General features: G+C 37.5%; 20 protein-coding genes. 11 read left to right on the plus strand and 9 right to left on the minus strand.

The features are described 5' to 3' along the window. The first annotated feature begins 236 nt into the window (after positions 1–236). The 4 genes from rpsO (at position 237) to HZ311_RS08455 (ending at position 5,325) form a co-directional block, all read left to right on the plus strand. A complete protein-coding gene (gene rpsO / locus HZ311_RS08440) occupies positions 237–506 on the plus strand; it encodes a 30S ribosomal protein S15 (protein ID WP_010734375.1) in 270 nt (89 codons plus the stop codon). 177 nt (positions 507–683) lie between these two features. Beyond that, positions 684–2,795, plus strand: coding sequence for a polyribonucleotide nucleotidyltransferase (gene pnp, locus HZ311_RS08445; RefSeq protein WP_023518942.1), 2,112 nt, complete (start codon positions 684–686; stop codon positions 2,793–2,795). Between the two features lie 174 nt (positions 2,796–2,969). After that, a complete protein-coding gene (locus HZ311_RS08450; protein WP_010734373.1) occupies positions 2,970–3,227 on the plus strand; it encodes a GlsB/YeaQ/YmgE family stress response membrane protein in 258 nt (85 codons plus the stop codon). 100 nt (positions 3,228–3,327) lie between these two features. Then, the gene (locus HZ311_RS08455; protein ID WP_010734372.1) at positions 3,328–5,325 is read left to right on the plus strand and encodes a KUP/HAK/KT family potassium transporter; all 1,998 of its coding nucleotides are present in this window, start codon (positions 3,328–3,330) and stop codon (positions 5,323–5,325) included. Positions 5,326–5,462: 137 nt separating this feature from the next. Here the strand turns inward: HZ311_RS08455 and pepG1 are convergent, their stop codons facing one another. After that, on the minus strand, positions 5,463–5,606 hold the full coding sequence (gene pepG1, locus HZ311_RS08460; RefSeq protein WP_080674301.1) for a type I toxin-antitoxin system toxin PepG1: 144 nt from the start codon (positions 5,604–5,606) through the stop codon (positions 5,463–5,465). Positions 5,607–5,865: 259 nt separating this feature from the next. Here pepG1 and HZ311_RS08465 point away from each other — a divergent pair, with 259 nt between their 5' ends. Then, on the plus strand, positions 5,866–7,164 hold the full coding sequence (locus tag HZ311_RS08465) for a hemolysin family protein (protein ID WP_010734371.1): 1,299 nt from the start codon (positions 5,866–5,868) through the stop codon (positions 7,162–7,164). Positions 7,165–7,210: 46 nt separating this feature from the next. Here HZ311_RS08465 and HZ311_RS08470 read toward each other — a convergent pair whose 3' ends face one another. The 3 genes from HZ311_RS08470 to HZ311_RS08480 form a co-directional block, all read right to left on the minus strand. Next, the gene (locus HZ311_RS08470; protein WP_010734370.1) at positions 7,211–8,587 is read right to left on the minus strand and encodes an MATE family efflux transporter; all 1,377 of its coding nucleotides are present in this window, start codon (positions 8,585–8,587) and stop codon (positions 7,211–7,213) included. A gap of 217 nt (positions 8,588–8,804) precedes the next feature. Beyond that, positions 8,805–9,128, minus strand: a complete 324-nt coding sequence (locus tag HZ311_RS08475; protein ID WP_019722687.1) for a DUF960 domain-containing protein — start codon at positions 9,126–9,128, stop codon at positions 8,805–8,807. A gap of 329 nt (positions 9,129–9,457) precedes the next feature. Beyond that, positions 9,458–10,066 carry a 50S ribosomal protein L25/general stress protein Ctc gene (locus tag HZ311_RS08480; RefSeq protein WP_023518943.1) on the minus strand — a complete coding sequence of 203 codons (609 nt, stop codon included), beginning with the start codon at positions 10,064–10,066 and terminating at the stop codon, positions 9,458–9,460. Between the two features lie 321 nt (positions 10,067–10,387). Here HZ311_RS08480 and HZ311_RS08485 point away from each other — a divergent pair, with 321 nt between their 5' ends. From HZ311_RS08485 to udk, 5 genes are all read left to right on the plus strand, one after another. After that, a complete protein-coding gene (locus tag HZ311_RS08485) occupies positions 10,388–11,104 on the plus strand; it encodes a 16S rRNA pseudouridine(516) synthase (RefSeq protein WP_023518944.1) in 717 nt (238 codons plus the stop codon). Positions 11,105–11,188: 84 nt separating this feature from the next. Next, positions 11,189–11,500, plus strand: a complete 312-nt coding sequence (locus HZ311_RS08490) for a type II toxin-antitoxin system RelB/DinJ family antitoxin (protein ID WP_010734366.1) — start codon at positions 11,189–11,191, stop codon at positions 11,498–11,500. After that, a complete protein-coding gene (locus tag HZ311_RS08495; RefSeq protein ID WP_010734365.1) occupies positions 11,493–11,810 on the plus strand; it encodes a hypothetical protein in 318 nt (105 codons plus the stop codon). The genes HZ311_RS08490 and HZ311_RS08495 overlap by 8 nt, the downstream gene beginning before the upstream one ends. Positions 11,811–11,942: 132 nt before the next feature. Next, entirely contained in the window at positions 11,943–12,638 is a 696-nt protein-coding gene (locus tag HZ311_RS08500) for a YjjG family noncanonical pyrimidine nucleotidase (RefSeq protein WP_010734364.1), read from the plus strand. 83 nt (positions 12,639–12,721) lie between these two features. Next, positions 12,722–13,357 carry a uridine kinase gene (gene udk / locus HZ311_RS08505; RefSeq protein ID WP_178946577.1) on the plus strand — a complete coding sequence of 212 codons (636 nt, stop codon included), beginning with the start codon at positions 12,722–12,724 and terminating at the stop codon, positions 13,355–13,357. A 16-nt stretch (positions 13,358–13,373) separates the two neighbouring features. Here udk and HZ311_RS08510 read toward each other — a convergent pair whose 3' ends face one another. The 4 genes from HZ311_RS08510 to HZ311_RS08525 all read right to left on the minus strand — a co-directional run bounded on the left by HZ311_RS08510 (position 13,374) and on the right by HZ311_RS08525 (position 15,841). After that, positions 13,374–14,594: a tyrosine-type recombinase/integrase gene (locus tag HZ311_RS08510; protein WP_178946578.1), complete on the minus strand. Its 1,221-nt coding sequence runs from the start codon at positions 14,592–14,594 to the stop codon at positions 13,374–13,376. Between the two features lie 13 nt (positions 14,595–14,607). Beyond that, positions 14,608–14,922 (minus strand): hypothetical protein, encoded by a 315-nt coding sequence (locus HZ311_RS08515; RefSeq protein WP_178946579.1) that lies wholly within the window; start codon positions 14,920–14,922, stop codon positions 14,608–14,610. A gap of 66 nt (positions 14,923–14,988) precedes the next feature. Further along, a complete protein-coding gene (locus HZ311_RS08520) occupies positions 14,989–15,417 on the minus strand; it encodes an ImmA/IrrE family metallo-endopeptidase (protein WP_178946580.1) in 429 nt (142 codons plus the stop codon). Positions 15,418–15,430: 13 nt separating this feature from the next. Next, positions 15,431–15,841 carry a helix-turn-helix domain-containing protein gene (locus HZ311_RS08525; RefSeq protein ID WP_178946808.1) on the minus strand — a complete coding sequence of 137 codons (411 nt, stop codon included), beginning with the start codon at positions 15,839–15,841 and terminating at the stop codon, positions 15,431–15,433. 277 nt (positions 15,842–16,118) lie between these two features. Between HZ311_RS08525 and HZ311_RS08530 the strand changes: the two genes are divergently transcribed. Then, the gene (locus HZ311_RS08530; RefSeq protein WP_178946581.1) at positions 16,119–16,325 is read left to right on the plus strand and encodes a hypothetical protein; all 207 of its coding nucleotides are present in this window, start codon (positions 16,119–16,121) and stop codon (positions 16,323–16,325) included. A gap of 143 nt (positions 16,326–16,468) precedes the next feature. On the opposite strand, the gene HZ311_RS08535 is transcribed toward HZ311_RS08530, so the two are convergent. Next, the gene (locus HZ311_RS08535) at positions 16,469–16,654 is read right to left on the minus strand and encodes a hypothetical protein (protein ID WP_178946582.1); all 186 of its coding nucleotides are present in this window, start codon (positions 16,652–16,654) and stop codon (positions 16,469–16,471) included. Positions 16,655–16,737 lie beyond the last annotated feature (83 nt).

The raw sequence follows: 16,737 nt of genomic DNA on the forward strand, positions 1-16,737 counted from the left end.
TGTACCCCTTTCTTATCAAACACTCTCTTTTCGGTTAATAGTTTACCATAAATTTGAAAAAGTAGTAGCCTGATTGTTTAATCAACTAGATTTTCTTAAGGATTCTACACTTGATTTATTAGAAAGATTCAGGTAAAGTATAGCTGTATGTTTAAAGCATATGTCCTGTTACTTGGTTAAACGAATCACCAACGTTTTACTCAGTCACAGGGGAATAATTAAACGAGGTGAAAGAAATGGCAATTTCAAAAGAACGTAAAAACGAAATCATCAAAGATTACGCACGTCATGAAGGAGATACTGGTTCTCCAGAAGTACAAATCGCTGTATTAACTGAAGAAATCAACCACTTGAACGAACATGCACGTGTTCACAAAAAAGATCATCATTCATACCGTGGTTTGATGAAAAAAGTTGGTCATCGTCGTAACTTGTTAGCTTACTTACGTAAAACTGACGTTCAACGTTACCGTGAATTGATCCAACGTCTAGGCTTACGCCGTTAATTTTTAACAGAAAGTGGGGTTCGCGTGAATCTCACTTTTTTACTTTAAACTATCAAACATTTCTGTGAATCAGCTTGATGGACTCCTACTAACCAAATGAAAGGTGCAAAAGGTCGCTTTCGCGGTTTTCATTTGTTTAGTAGCGTCTAGCGTTCACGAGAAAGAAAAGGAGTATTTATGTCAGAAAAACAAGTTTTTAAAACGACATGGGGCGGACGTCCCTTAGAGATCGAAGTTGGCCAATTAGCCAAACAAGCCAATGGAGCAGTATTAGTTCGTTATGGGGATACGGTCGTATTAAGTGCGGCAGTTGCTTCAAAAGAAGCGAAAGATACAGATTTCTTCCCATTGACGATCAATTATGAAGAAAAAATGTATGCAGCTGGTAAGATCCCAGGAGGATTTATCAAACGTGAAGGTCGTCCAAGTACGGAAGCAACCTTGACTGCTCGTTTGATCGACCGTCCGATCCGTCCAATGTTTGCGGAAGGTTTCCGTAATGAAGTCCAAGTCACAAATATCGTGATGAGTGTAGAAACAGATTGTTCTCCAGCAATGGCAGCAATGTTAGGTTCTTCACTAGCTTTATCGATTTCAGATATCCCATTCGATGGACCGATCGCAGGTGTTGAAGTTGGCCGTGTCAATGGCGAATATGTCTTGAACCCAACAGTTGAACAAGCAGAGACTACCGATATCGAATTAAGCGTAGCTGGTACAAAACAAGCAATCAACATGGTTGAAAGTGGCGCAAAAGAAGTTTCAGAAGAAGATATGTTGGGCGCATTATTATTTGGATTTGACGCAATCAAAAAATTAGTCGCATTCCAAGAAGAAATCGTTCAAGCTGTCGGCAAAGAAAAAATGGAAGTTTCTTTATTACAAGTCGATGCTGACTTGAAAAAAGAAATTTTTGATGCATCGTATGGCACGATGAAAGAAGCGGTCATGACAGAAGAAAAATTAGCTCGTGAAGATAATATCGACCAAGTGAAAATCGATATTCGCGAAGCTTATGCAGAGAAATTTGCGGGTCATGAAGAGGAAGCACAATTACTAAAAGAAGTGAAACAAATTACGGAAGATCTTGAAAAAGACGTCGTTCGTGAGTTGATCACGATTGACAAAATCCGTCCTGATGGTCGTAAATTAGATGAGATCCGTCCTTTAGCATCAGAAGTTGGCTTGTTGCCACGTGTTCATGGTTCTGGATTATTTACTCGTGGACAAACACAAGCACTATCATCATGTACATTGGCACCTTTAGGGGAACACCAAATCATTGATGGCTTAGGTGTAGAAGTCAGCAAACGATTCATCCATCACTATAACTTCCCACAATTTTCTGTGGGTTCAACTGGTCGTGCCGGATCACCAGGTCGTCGAGAAATCGGTCATGGTGCATTAGGTGAACGTGCATTGGCACAAGTGATTCCTTCAGAAGAAGAGTTTCCTTACACGATCCGTCTAGTGGCAGAAGTACTTGAATCGAATGGTTCATCTTCTCAAGCAAGTATCTGTGCAGGTACTTTAGCATTGATGGACGCAGGTGTGCCAATCAAAGCACCTGTTGCTGGTATTGCTATGGGATTAGTATCTGATGGTGAAAACTACACGATTTTAACAGACATCCAAGGTCTAGAAGACCATTTAGGCGACATGGACTTCAAAGTTGCCGGAACAAAAGATGGAATCACAGCACTACAAATGGATATCAAGATCCAAGGTATCACGGAACAAATCTTAAAAGAAGCATTGGCACAAGCAAAACAAGCACGTATGGAAATCTTAGAAGAATTGACTTCAACGATTGCTACACCACGTGAAGAGCTTAGCCAATATGCACCGAAAATCGAAATGATCCAAATCGATCCTGCGAAAATCAAAGATGTCATCGGTAAAGGTGGCGATACGATCAATGGAATCATTGATGAAACAGGCGTGAAGATCGATATCGATCAAGACGGTAAAGTAAGTATTGCTTCTTCTGATAAAGAAATGATCCAAAAAGCAATCAAGATCATCGAAGATTTGACAAAAGAAGTCAAAGTTGGCGAAGTCTACCTTGGTAAAGTTGTTCGTATCGAAAAATTCGGTGCATTTGTCAACTTGATCAAAGGGAAAGACGGCTTAGTCCATATTTCTCAATTAGCGAATGAACGTGTAAACAATGTAGAAGACGTTGTGAAACTAGGCGATGAAGTGTTGGTGAAAGTGACAGAGATCGACAAACAAGGTCGTGTGAATCTTTCAAGAAAAGCAATGTTGAACGAAGAGGACAAGAAGTAATTCCATCGTTTTAAGATAAAAGTTTTTTAATAAGCGTACTACCACGAAAATAATTTTATATTTTCAAAAGTAGTACGCTTATTTTTTAAAATCGATAAAGAAAAGACATAAAGGGTCAATTTAAATTTTCTTAAAAAACACTTAGTTATTTAAAGTGCAAAAGGAGGAATGGAAATGATCCATTTTTTATTCTCATTGATAGTAGGTGGCATATTAGGATTCGTTGCTGGAGCTGTTCTTAATGAAGATGTACCAGGAGGCGTCACTGGAAATATTATCATTGGTTTCTTTGGAAGTTGGTTAGGTGAATTTGTGTTAGGCGATCTAGGTCCATCTATCAGTGGCTTTTATCTTATCCCATCCTTAATCGGGGCACTCGTTTGTTTAGCTCTCTACTCATTTACTGCTGATTATTTAAGAAGGCATCGTTGACTTAGTTATTTTTATCGAATTTATTGACACCAAGGTTGAATCCTTGGATAATTAGGTGAAATTTAGGTCAATCATAGGATTGGAGAAATGAGGGGGAACAGTGACAACAAAGCATAACACAAAAAAAATCTCGATGGCAGGGTTACTCGTAGCCATGGGAGTTGTTTATGGAGATATCGGTACGAGTCCGCTTTATGTAATGAAAGCAATCGTAGAAGACAATGGCGGCTTGCGAGGGATTAACCCAGATTTTGTTATCGGAGCAGTCTCCTTGATTTTTTGGACTTTGACATTATTAACGACGATCAAATATGTCGTGATTGCATTAAATGCAGATAACCATGGGGAAGGTGGTATCTTTTCTTTATATACTTTGGTTAGAAAAGGCGGTAAATATCTGATCATACCTGCAATGATCGGTGGCGCAGCATTGTTAGCAGATGGCGTACTGACACCTGCTGTAACGGTTACGACCGCTATTGAAGGGTTACGTGGGATTCCACAATTCTTTGACCGTTTCGGCAATGACCAGAACATCATCGTCATTATTACTTTAGTTATTATTTTTGTTTTATTCATGGTCCAACGATTTGGTACAGAAGTCGTCGGGAAAGCATTTGGCCCGATTATGTTTTTATGGTTCACCTTTTTAGGCGCTATGGGCTTGTTTAATTTCAGTCAAGACTGGACAGTAATCCGTGCCTTAAATCCTTATTATGCGATCCAGTTGCTATTTAGTCCTGATAATAAGCTAGGTTTATTCATTCTAGGAAATATCTTTTTGGCAACTACTGGGGCAGAGGCGCTTTATTCTGACTTAGGACATGTCGGAAAACGAAACATCCGTTTAAGCTGGCCATACGTTAAAGTATGTTTGGTATTGAATTATTTTGGGCAGGCAGCATGGCTGTTGAATGTCTATCAAAATCCAGAAACACAAGCGATCGAAAACTTGAATCCATTTTTCCAAATGATGCCGGCTAGTTTTACTGTCATTGGGGTCATATTTGCAACGATTGCGGCTGTTATCGCTTCGCAAGCGCTAATTACTGGATCATTTACTCTAGTTTCAGAAGCAATCAAATTGAAATTATTGCCTCGATTGAAAATCATGTATCCTGGAAGCAGTATCGGACAGATGTATATTCCGGCAGTGAATTTGATTCTATGGATTGCTTGTTCACTTGTTGTTGTTACCTTTAGAACCTCACATCATATGGAAGCTGCGTACGGGCTGTCCATTACCGTAACGATGTTGATGACGACTGCCTTACTTTATTTCTATTTGCTCCAAACTGGCTATCCGAAGTGGTTGGCTCATACAATTACCTTTTTCTTTGGGGCAATCGAAGTCGTCTTCTTTATTTCAAGTATCGTGAAGTTCTTCCATGGCGGTTTTGTCGCTGTGCTGATTGCTTTAGTCATTCTAGCAGTCATGTTTGTTTGGGAACAAGGAAATATCATTCGTGAATCGGTCGCAGAAGAAGTGGCATTAAAAGAATATATTCCACAACTTCAAGCATTGAAAGAGGACAAATCCTTACCAATGTATCAAACAAATGTGGTTTTCTTAGTGCCAGATATGGCAGATGGGAAGGTCGGTCGTCAGTTCGTGTATTCTATTTTAGATAAACGACCAAAGCGGGCGAAGGCCTATTGGTTTGTCCATGTAGAAGTAACCGATGAACCTTATACGAAAGAATATCAAGTGGATATGATGGGGACCGATTTCGTTGTTCAAGTGAACCTGTTCTTAGGATTCCGCGTGCAACAAGAAATCAATGTCTACGTTCGACAAATCATCCACGATTTAATGAAACAAGGACGTCTACCAAAACAACCACAGACGTATTCATTGACTCCCGGAAGAGAAGTCGGCGATTTCCAATTCATCTTGATCGACGAAGTAGTTTCCAATGTAACAACTCTTGGGAAATGGGAACGACAAATCATGCAAGCTAAACTTGCCATCAAGAAAATCGCTACGACGCCAGAAACATGGTTTGGTTTAGAATACAGTGAAGTCAAACATGAAACAGTACCTTTGCTGATTGGTGGAACAAGAAAAACGTGGTTGAAAGAACGAAAAAATAAGTAGATAAAAAATTAGTTTATGCTATACTAAATCTGAAAAGAGGAGTTGCGTCAACAACTCCCCTTTGACAGTACCGCTTAATTAACAGCGGCATATTTCAACTTATTTTTTACAAAATAACCGTCCTAAGCCGAGGACGGTTATTTCTTTTTGTCGTCGCTAAGCAATGCTACAACCAATGTGACCAGAGCGATGGTAAACATGCCAAAGCTGAGCATCAATTGGACTGTATCGAGTGCCGACAAAAGGCGTCTCCTTTCGTAAGATTTAGAAAGTATGTGCATACGCACCACCTCGTTTTCGAAGGATAGCCACCGTCATTAAACTGTACTGTCACGTAATAGCATAGCACATGCGCACATTTTAAACCTTAATTTATAAATTTTCTTGTTATTGAATAGCTGTTGAATGCTAGTGATACAAGTGAATAAATCCTCCCATTATTTAGAGTGATCTAGTGGAGAAGCAGAAATCAAAAGCCTCCTAGTTATACTCTTTTTACGAAAAGTTGTACAATTGAAATGGAAAAGTGAGGCGAAACAAATGGTATTAAATTTTGTCATATTATTTTTGATGATAGCAATCACTGCTTTTTTTGTTGCGAGTGAATTTGCTTTGGTAAAAATCAGACGTTCCCGTTTAGAGCAATTGGAAAAAGACGACGTGAAGAACGCCAAACTAGCGCTTCATGTGACCCATCATTTAGACGATTATTTATCTGCAAGTCAGTTGGGTATCACATTGACAGGCTTGATCATTGGTTGGGTTGGCGAAGGTTCTGTGGCAGCATTGTTGGAACCTTGGATCGGTCAACTTCCGATCGGACGGGGAATAAGTGCAACGATCTCTGTCGCATTAGGGTTCATTCTGGTGACGTATGTCGACGTTGTGGTGGGGGAACTTTTGCCGAAAAGTTATAGTATCGTCAATACGGAACAAGTGGTGTTATTCGTAGTCAGACCCTTGCATTATTTTTATCTGGCGATGTTTCCTTTCATCTGGGTATTGAATCATTCGGCAGCAAGCTTAGGTAAATTGCTAGGCGTGAAACTAGTATCAGAAGGTGAAGAGACACTCTCGCAAGAAGAATTGACTTTAGTTGCCCTCAATTCTTACCAGCAAGGTGAGTTGACAAAGGATGAATACCAGTACTTAGAAAATGTCTTTGAATTTGATGACACGCTGGCAAAAGACATTCAAGTAGATCGGACATCGATGCAAGTTTTTGATGCGTCAGATACAGTCAAACAAGCCATCAAGGAATCGATTGAACGTGGGCATACGAGATATCCTGTCATACTGGAATCCAAAGATAATGTGTTAGGATACGTGACATTACCTGCGTTGATCAAACAATCTTTAGAAGATGACCAGATAACGGTGGAGTCTCTGATTGAAGAACCAATCGTGACAGCAGAAACTATCCCCATCAAAAAACTATTGACGATCATGCGAAGAAAAGGAAAACATATAGCGATCTTAAAGGATGAATATGGTGGGACAAGTGGACTTGTCACGATCGAAGATATTTTAGAAGAGATCGTCGGTGAGATTCGAGATGAAACAGATGTGGACCAAGCGTTGATTGCGAAACAAGAAGATGGTAGCTATATTGTTTCAGGTAAGTTGACGCTTGATGATTTTGAGCGCTACTTCAATGAAGATGTGCCAGAATTTGAAGAAACAAATTTCATCACTCTGGCTGGTTTTATGTCGAGCTATCAAAAAGATATCGAGGCAGGTACAGTGATTACGATCGATCAATTTCAATTCACCGTTTTAGAATATGATCATGCACATATCGACTATTTCAGCTTGGTGATTTTACCAACGAATCCATAAAAAAAAGTGTTCTTCCCATAATATAGGAGGAACACTTTTTTTGAATCTAATAACTGATTTCAGCATCTTCAATTGAAAATTGCTGTTGTTCGGCATCTAACTGTTTCAAATGTTTCACAGCGCGGATATAAGAGTAGAGTAAGACAATGACAGAACCAGCCCAAGCAAGTGGTGAAGCAAGAGCAGCACCTGGATAGCCCCAGATCCCAGTCAGAATGATCGCAGCGAAAGAACGCATGATCAGCTCCATCATCCCTGCAATTGTCGGTACTTTACTTTGACCAAGCCCTTGTAAAGTGTAACGTAAGATAAATAGGATAGCTAAGATCCAGTAAAGGGAGCCGTTGATGTTGAAATACGTTTGCGCCAAATCAAAGACGACAGTTTCATTTGGGCTGACAAACAAGCTCACCAATGGTCGGCCAAGGAAAATGACAATTGCTCCGGCTAAGAAACTAAAGCCAATACTCATGACTAATGTTTGACGAACGCCTTTTAAGATACGTCCATATTGTTTCGCTCCATAGTTTTGTGCTGCAAAAGTTGCCATCGCAATCCCAAAGGACATCATAGGTTGAACAGCAAATTGATCGATTCGACCAGCTGCGGCTTGGGCAGCTACGACATCTGTACCTAAGCTGTTTAATGCAGATTGCAAGACGATTGCACCAATCGCAATGATCGAAGATTGGAAAGCCATTGGTAACGCAACATTTAAATGTGTGCGGATCTCTTGTTTATCGAACGAAAAATCTTTTTTACGTAATTGAAGCATCGGAATCTTTTTCTTGATATAGACGATACATAATAGACTAGAAGCAATTTGCGCAATCACTGTTGCAATAGCAGCACCTTCTACTCCCATACCGAAGTTGATAATAAAGATCAAATCCAAGACAACATTGATAATTACCGCAACGATCAAAAAGAGTAAAGGCGTTCGACTATCACCAAGTGCGCGAATAACATTTGACAATAAATTGAAGCTGACGGCAGCAAAGATTCCCCATAGGATGATGACGATGAATGTTTGTGCTTCATCGATGATATCTGCAGGTGTTTGCATCAACTGGAGCATCGGACGAATAAATACTAAGCTAAGAACGGTTAAAATCACAGTAACAATGACACTAATCATGACACTTGTAGCAAAACTTTTTTTCAAACCACGGAAGTCTTTCGCACCATATCGTTGTGCTGTAATAATGGCTAAACCAGCGGTTAGACCTTGAGCAAAGCCAATAATCAAGAAAGTTAATCCACCAGTAGCTCCTACAGCTGCTAGTGAGTTTTTCCCTAATGTCTGCCCAACGATGATCATATCGACCATGTTGTAAAACTGCTGAAAAACATTGCCTATCAATAAAGGGACAGTAAATAGCAAAATCAGTTTGGCTGGGCTTCCTTTTGTTAAATCGCGCATCTTGTAAACTCCTTATTTCTTTTAAAATTTAGTTAGTAGTATATAGTGTTTACCCTTGGAATATCAATTAGAATCTCATGATAAATAAATAGCTAAAATGCTTTATGTTTTCTGAAAATTTTCAGAGAAGGTCATCATAAAAGTAGCCAAGAAGTGAGTCTGCGATGAAAATCAAAGAGTCAACTACTTGGCTATCGTGCAAAACAAAGGGTTTATTTTAGTACTGTTTAATTTCACTTGGGAGAAGAATGGTTTCTCTGGTCCCATCATCATAGGCAAATACTTGCGCCGGATACTGTGGAGAATAAGGGAATGGCAAATCGATCCCCATCTCAACGGTACTGCCCGCTTGAGAAAAATGCAAGGTTACTTTTCCATGATTGTTCATTAAATCAAAAGCTAAAATATTATCTAACGGAATAACACCCTTAAGGTCTAAATCAATAATGAACCAGATACTATCGATCAGTTCATCTGGTAAACTTGATACCACACCTAATGATGCGTATCGATTACGGTTATTATCAAAACTTTCAAACATCGGCTTAGCCTCCTTTGTCTAAAAAACCGAAATGACGAGAACAACATATTATTATCAGGATAAACGAGTTATACTTTTTTAACGTTGGTTCATTCTAATAAACATTTATACAAAATGCAACAATATTTGCATACTTTTTTTAAAAGTATAAGAAACTTTTAAGAGGACTTCAAGAAACCTTATTATATAAGGGTTTTTGCGCTTATCAAAAAAACAAATAAGGGTTGATAAATAGGAATATACCATTCTTAAAACAATTTTTTTTTAAGTGGGAATTAAAAAAAAACGAAGCAATGACACAAGTCACTGCTTCGTTGATCAAAAGACGTTTATTCTTCAGTTGAACCAATCACTTCTGGTTCTGCTGCTTCACCAGTTGATTCTTCTTCTTCTGTTGGTGCAACAACTGCGGCGATTTGTTCTTCTCCATCAGTAATGATCGTGTATGCGTCATTTTTCGGTAGATCCGCTACAGTGATCGAATCACCTAATGCTAAATCAGTGATATCCACTTCGATGTTTTCTGGTAATTGATCTGGCGTAGCAGAAACAATCACAGTATATAGGTTTTGAGCCAATACACCACCAGATTTTACACCAGTAGATTCGCCGACAAGGACAACTTCTGTTTCGACTTCTGTTTCTTCTGTCATATTAACAGATAGGAATTCCACGTGTTCTAATTGGTTGGTAAATGTGTTTGATTGGATTTTATGAACAAGTGTGTTGACTTTTTTTCCTTCAATGTTCATTGTGATAACTGTGTTTGCGGCATTCTCACGCAATACTTTACTAAATGTCGCACTATCAAATGAAATTGGCGTGCTTTCTACATTGTAGCCATAAACGATTGCAGGAACTTTTCCTTCATGACGCAATTTGTTTCTCAATGAACGGGGACGTACTTCTCTTTTACTTACTTCTAATGATACTGACATAACCAAAATTCCTCCTTAAAATGTGACTGTCTGCTTTGGTGTCAGACAGATTTTATTTAAGTGAATGTCACATGGTCTCTTGCACATTATCAGGTAGCGCGAAAAAACGCAAAAAGACAGATGCGCGCATCTGCCCTTAAAAAGTCAGGATTCAACTTTTCTCCACCAGGTCATTACGCTGTGTATGAGAAATCCAATTCACTTTACTCTTTAACCGTAACGCGATTCACTGAGTAAGTCAAGGAAACAACTTAGCGTTTCCATTTTGCATGGTGTATGATTCAGGTTATAATGCTTATGTAGCTAGGAAAGGAAGCAGTTATGCGGTTAGATAAATTAATAGAAAAAGAATTAGAAACATCACGTAAAGAGATGAAACGACTTTTTGCGATGAAACTCGTACGTATCGATGGTAAAGTGGAACAGAAACAGAATCGTAATGTGGATAGTTTGCTCCACTGTATCGAAGTGGATGGCGTAAAGCTACATACAAATGAAGTATACTTTATACTGAATAAACCGAAAAGAGCAGTAACAGCGGTGACGGACATTCACAAAACGACTGTTATCGATTTGTTGGCTTCAGCCGATCGCACACAACCTTTGTATCCAGTTGGGCGATTAGACCGAGATACAACAGGTTTATCGTTGATCACTTCCAATGGCCAATTAGGTTATGAAATGTTGTTGCCTGATAAAAAAGTACAGAAAACATATGTAGCAGTTGTCAATGAACAAGTGACAGAAGCTGATCGAATTGCTTTTGAAAAAGGAATTGTTTTTGATGGTGGTTACCAATGCTTACCTGCACATTTAGAGATTCTTGTCGCGCAACATAAAAAAAGTATCGTACGACTGACGATCGAAGAGGGGAAATTCCATCAAGTGAAAAAGATGTTTTTAGCTTGTGGAAAAAAAGTCACTGCATTGCAACGAATCAGCATGGGCCCATTACAACTAGATCCGCATTTGACTGAAGGATCTTATCGCTCATTGACGTTAGACGAACTAAAAAAATTAAAAAAATATTTTAAATAGTAATAATCATGAATTGATCGTTCATTCAATGAGTTTGTTTTACACTCCTATTAGGAGTAAAATAGGAGTGAGAGGTGATGTTCTATGTCTGAAATCAAAGAAAAAGATAAAACCAACGAAAAAAAGAAAGTCCAAGTGAATATCAATAAGAATCTAGCTACTGACGTCGAAAGCATTTTAGATTCATTAGGAGTAAATCCATCAATCTTAATCACTGCTTTATATAAAAGGGTAGCTGCCAGAGGAGAAATTCCATTTGAGTTATCTTTAACAAGTAAAGAGAAGGCTGAACTGCAGTTAATGAGAGTTGCGGAAGAGTCTGTTGAAACTAATCCGCCAGAAAATAGCGGTGACCACGAAGATCTAGTGTCATGGATGAGAGATCTAGATGAATAGTCATGACGTGTTCTTGATCTATATTCCCTTTAACGATGGCAGTGGAGGGAAAACTCGTCCTGCTATTGCTATCCGTGTTCGAAGCAGAGGTTCATTCTTGATTCTTCCTATTACAAGTAAATATGAGAATAAATCAAAGGCGATCAAAAAGCGATATTATGAAATAAAAGACTTAGATTCTGCAGGATTAAACAAGAAATCTTGGGTAGGTACAGGAAACCGATTTGAATTGAAGAGTAATTTCAATCCCTACAGAGTCATTGGACATTTCTCAGAAGAAGATATTATTGGACTTTCTAAAATGATTTAGTGTCATTTAATAAGCAAGTGCACAGCCGGCGGTTCTAAGGCACTTGTTTATTTCTTTTATAGATAAACAATCAACAACCCACGAAAATGCAAATAAACGAAATATCAAATATAGAAGAAATAGGAGAATCAGATGAAATATCATACATTATTATTCGACGTAGATGATACGTTGTTAGATTTTCAACAAACAGAAACAGAAGCCTTGCACCAATTGTTTGCGGAACAAGGCATTGAACTGACACCAGAGATCAGAACAAGTTATAAAGCATTGAATCATCATTTATGGCGAGAATTTGAAAAGGGGCAGATGACAAGAGATGAAGTGACAGGCAACCGCTTTGGTCTGTTGTTCCAACAGTTTGGCAAGACCGTAGATAGCCAAGCAATGGATCAACGTTATCGACATTATTTGAATCAGGGCCATCATTGGATTCCTGGAAGCCATGAATTACTGGAAGCAGTGTCAAGTGAAGCAGAACTTTATATAGTGACGAATGGGGTTTCTCAAACCCAACATCAACGATTAACAGATGCTCGGATGATTCATTATTTTCGAGAAATTTTTGTCTCAGAAGCGATTGGCGCACAAAAGCCAATGAAGGCTTTTTTTGATCACGTGTTTGCTAATATTCCTGAGTTGGACAAAGAACGAACGGTGATTATCGGTGATTCACTGACTTCTGATATCAAAGGTGGAAATGAAGCAGGGATCGATACGATCTGGTTCAATAAAAATAAGTTGCCTGAAATACCAGAGATCCAACCAACCTATCGGATTGATTCTTTAGAAGAACTTTACCCGCTCTTGGAAATCTCACCTCATTAATTTTCAGAAAAATAGTGCATTTTCCTTTTTTTTCGCTATAATAGATTAGAATGAAAAAACGGATATGAAAGAGGTTTTAGTCAATGACAAAAAGCAAGCCAATTATCATTGGTGTGACGGGCGGATCGGGAAGCGGAAAGACAAGCGTCAGCCGAGGGATTTTTAGTCACTTTCCAGACCACTCCATCATGATGCTTGAACAAGATTCTTATTATAAAGATCAAAGTCATCTTAGCTTTGAAGAACGGTTGAATACAAACTACGATCATCCTTTTGCCTTTGATAATGAACTGCTGATCCAGCACGTTGAAAAACTACTGAACTATGAAGCCATTGAAAAACCAGTCTATGATTATGTTGCTCATACGAGAAGTCAAGCAACAATCATCCAAGAACCAAAAGAAGTGATTATTTTGGAAGGTATCTTGATTTTAGAAGACGAGCGTTTACGTGATTTGATGGATATCAAGATCTATGTAGATACAGACGATGACATTCGGATCATTCGCCGGATCAAACGTGATATGGAAGAGCGCGGCCGTACCTTAGATTCTGTGATCGAACAATATTTAACAGTCGTTAAGCCGATGTATCATCAGTTTATTGAACCAACAAAACGTTACGCTGATATTATCGTTCCAGAAGGTGGCGAAAATCACGTAGCTATTGACTTGATCACAACGAAAGTAGCAAGTTATCTCGGAGAACGCGCTGTATAAAGGTTTTTATGATTGATTAATTCATGGTTTTCTTTGCTTGCCCCGCTTTTGCCCCGCCATCAAATTTTTTTAGCATTAGATCAAATTGTTCTATAGTTTCTTTACGTTTGTCTCCTGTTATGTGAGCGTAGATATTTAATGTAGTTTGAACATTTGAATGACCTAATAGTAATTGCAAAGATTTTGGATCAATTCCAGCCTGAATTTGCAAGGCGGTGTAAGTATGACGTAAGCCATGTAAAGTAATTTTAGGTAGATCGTTTTTTTGAATGATTACATTAAATTTAGTTCGGACATCTCTGGGTGTTAGAGGTGTTCCGTCTTTTTTGCAAAATAGAAACGAAGATTTTTTGTAGATATTTGGAAAAAGAGATGTATAAGTATCTCTTAAGCCAATCCATTTTTCTATTTGCTTATAAGCTATTTCTGGTAACGGGACTGATCGATAAGCACTTTTTGTTTTGGGTGGGAATATTTTGTAGCTATTCTTCACTTGATTTCCTTCAGATGATCCTAATGTTTTAGATATGTTAATTTCTTTTGTTAGTGGGTAGTAGTCATTGACGTACAGAGAACAGGCTTCACCAATACGAAGGCCACCATAAATTAATAAATAATACAAAGCTAGATCACGTTGCTTTTCTAATGAAATATAAGCATTACAAGGCTTTCTTTTCTTAGTTATTTCAGATTTTACATACTTATCAAATTTATTTATATCTATTAAATCCCAATGTTTTATTTTTTCTTCACTATCTTCATAGTGAGGGATTTTTACATTGGCAATAGGATTATATTTAAAATAGCGATCTTTAACAGCTTGTTTTGCAACCATTTGTGCGATTTGATTAATGCTTAGCAAACTATTTTTCTTATATTTTTTTGAAAGTTCATTTAATTTTTTTTGATATAAATTATCTGTGAGATCTTTAAGCTTTAATTGCCCCATTGTGCTTTTTAGTGTTTTTAAATATTGTTTACGTGACCTTAAGGATGTTTCTTTTACAGTCCTTTTATACAGTTCAAACCAATGATCGGCATAGTCTTTAAACAGAATGTTAGGGTTATTTTTGACATTTCCATCTTTTACATCGATAAAAGCGACAGAAGCAGCATACTCTGCCTCAGCCTTAGTTTTAAACCCACTTTTGCTATGCTCTGCTTTTTTACCTGTAAAGGGGTCAACATATCTAATTCGATATTCCCATTGTTTGCCTCTTTTTCTGAATGTAGCCACCAAAATACCTCCTTTATCCTAATTCCAATTCGTTCATTCCCTCGTCAAACATTTCTATGAAATTATGTTGGTTCATAAATTCCGTCCATATTTCCTGGCCGTTGTATATGGGAACACCTTTCTCTGACTTAATGACGTTATAGGCATTTAAAACAACATCTTTCCACATACCTTCAACTTGCCGTTGAATTTTAACATCCGTCCATTTTTTTGTTTTTCCAGTCCTTTTTTTATTTTTTTCGTTTTGCATATTAGTTGCTTTGATTAAAAAAATTTCATATCCAGATGAATGCTCTTCTAAATATTTTTTGAATTCCGGAAACAACATAATTAATCCCTCGTTCCTTTAGAACTTACGTTCTTTTTTGGAAAAAAATAATTGTGCACAACTTCTTTACATATATCTATATAATTCATAAGGTAGTCCCATGTAGTCTAGCAGTTCATATTTATTTAAATCTCCTATAATAGATTGGTCTTGCAAGTGTAAAATCAATTGTACAGCGAGATAATTAGCCTCATACTCCATTTTAGAGATAAATTTATCTAAACCTAAGGTACGATAAAATGGAGTACTGGCTCCACCGTGTAGTTGTATGTGACTAAATTCGTGTAATATGACAAACTGCTGATAATGTTCTGGCCAGTTCCTGTTGACAATTATTGTATGACATCGATTATTGGTTTGTGTACATCCACCTGTTTCGAAATCAAGGTCAGCATATAGTAGCTTGCATTTTGCATCTTTTACCAGCTGATAGACATTAGAGGGTTGGTACTTTCTTATGATTTTTTCAAACTCGCTATTTAGATACACGCTCATAAAATCCACCAACCTAGTCTCTATAGTCTTTTCTAGTAAATTTCTGTTTTGCCTCTTCCTTATTCATTTCCATTGCAGTTTTAATAGCAATTAATAGCCGATCTTTTTGATCTTTTGTTGCTGGTTCGCCATAAAAATTAAGGTTTTCTCCGTTAGTAATTCCTTCAATTAATTCTTCCGCTTGAATAGCAATATCATTCTTTTCCTTTTTGGAGAGTTCATAGTAACGACGTTTGTCTGAACGTCCTAACAGATAATCAGTACTTACATCAAAGTAATCTGCTACTTTTTGAATTTTGTCACCAGAAGGTATACTTTTGTTCCAGTTTCTAAGACTACCGTGACTGAAGTTAAGTTTCCTTTCTAATTCTGCACGTGTCATTTTATTCTCACTTATCAATAAATCTATCCGTTCTAAAAGCAACATGTTGTCCTCCTATAATTGCTCCCAAATACAAAAAAACGAATATTTTCGATAAAACTATTTACAAATGGAAAATATTCGATTATACTATGTCTGTAAGCAAGTTATTTACGGCATACAAAAAGTCAAAGCAATATGTGAATAGTCTCCCCAGACATCAACAAAGCTTATGTTTTGTGTGCTGTATTTCTTATGCTTACATTATGCAATATTTTCTACTTAGTGTCAATGTAAATGTAAAAAAACAGGTGAAAATAATCGATTTGAGGTGAGAGGAATGGAAGAAAAGGAAAAATATCTCAAGAAATACCAGCGTCAACAAGATCTTAATGAATATGGCTTTAAGGAAGAAATTGAGGAAATCGGAAAAGAAATTGTAATTCTATTAAAAAATAGAGACCTAACGTATGAGGAAGCATACGCAAGTCTCCAGTTTGCTTATAACGATTTGAAATTTCAATCAAACTTTATTTCTATTAAATAAATTATACCAAAGAGAAGAGGAAGAAAAATGAAAATCACGATCGAAGCAACGCCAGAAGAAGTAAAAGAATTGCTCCAAGCTACTGAGATTAGCGAGGAGCAAAAAAATGGTGCTAAAGAACTTTGGATTTCTGGTATTAAGGTTTAATCTTCATTTTTAAAATCAGTAGATACCGAAGACAGGAAATGATTATAAAGTTTTTTGTATTCTATATAAGCATCAAATCTGACTTGTTCGCCATTTTTAATCTTTGTTTGAATTTGTTCACGCATAAATGGCAATGAAGCTACCGCTAAATCGTGAGCTCTCTGTTCGTTAGTTAAAGACATAGATATACCCCCTTACTAATTATTTCGGCGGACCACTCGCCGATATCTAATTATAGCAAAAAAAACTGCACTAGTTTCCGCTA

This window comes from Enterococcus mundtii, assembly GCF_013394305.1.
In the GTDB taxonomy this organism is placed as follows: domain Bacteria; phylum Bacillota; class Bacilli; order Lactobacillales; family Enterococcaceae; genus Enterococcus_B; species Enterococcus_B pernyi.

Coding starts and splice junctions, on each gene's coding strand:
- rpsO (WP_010734375.1), top strand. CDS start 237: ATGGCAATTTCAAAAGAACGTAAAAACGAAATCATCAAAGATTACGCA.
- pnp (WP_023518942.1), top strand. CDS start 684: ATGTCAGAAAAACAAGTTTTTAAAACGACATGGGGCGGACGTCCCTTA.
- HZ311_RS08450 (WP_010734373.1), top strand. CDS start 2,970: ATGATCCATTTTTTATTCTCATTGATAGTAGGTGGCATATTAGGATTC.
- pepG1 (WP_080674301.1), bottom strand. CDS start 5,606: ATGCACATACTTTCTAAATCTTACGAAAGGAGACGCCTTTTGTCGGCA.
- HZ311_RS08465 (WP_010734371.1), top strand. CDS start 5,866: ATGGTATTAAATTTTGTCATATTATTTTTGATGATAGCAATCACTGCT.
- HZ311_RS08470 (WP_010734370.1), bottom strand. CDS start 8,587: ATGCGCGATTTAACAAAAGGAAGCCCAGCCAAACTGATTTTGCTATTT.
- HZ311_RS08475 (WP_019722687.1), bottom strand. CDS start 9,128: ATGTTTGAAAGTTTTGATAATAACCGTAATCGATACGCATCATTAGGT.
- HZ311_RS08480 (WP_023518943.1), bottom strand. CDS start 10,066: ATGTCAGTATCATTAGAAGTAAGTAAAAGAGAAGTACGTCCCCGTTCA.
- HZ311_RS08485 (WP_023518944.1), top strand. CDS start 10,388: ATGCGGTTAGATAAATTAATAGAAAAAGAATTAGAAACATCACGTAAA.
- HZ311_RS08490 (WP_010734366.1), top strand. CDS start 11,189: ATGTCTGAAATCAAAGAAAAAGATAAAACCAACGAAAAAAAGAAAGTC.
- HZ311_RS08495 (WP_010734365.1), top strand. CDS start 11,493: ATGAATAGTCATGACGTGTTCTTGATCTATATTCCCTTTAACGATGGC.
- HZ311_RS08500 (WP_010734364.1), top strand. CDS start 11,943: ATGAAATATCATACATTATTATTCGACGTAGATGATACGTTGTTAGAT.
- udk (WP_178946577.1), top strand. CDS start 12,722: ATGACAAAAAGCAAGCCAATTATCATTGGTGTGACGGGCGGATCGGGA.
- HZ311_RS08515 (WP_178946579.1), bottom strand. CDS start 14,922: ATGTTGTTTCCGGAATTCAAAAAATATTTAGAAGAGCATTCATCTGGA.
- HZ311_RS08520 (WP_178946580.1), bottom strand. CDS start 15,417: ATGAGCGTGTATCTAAATAGCGAGTTTGAAAAAATCATAAGAAAGTAC.
- HZ311_RS08530 (WP_178946581.1), top strand. CDS start 16,119: ATGGAAGAAAAGGAAAAATATCTCAAGAAATACCAGCGTCAACAAGAT.
- HZ311_RS08535 (WP_178946582.1), bottom strand. CDS start 16,654: ATGTCTTTAACTAACGAACAGAGAGCTCACGATTTAGCGGTAGCTTCA.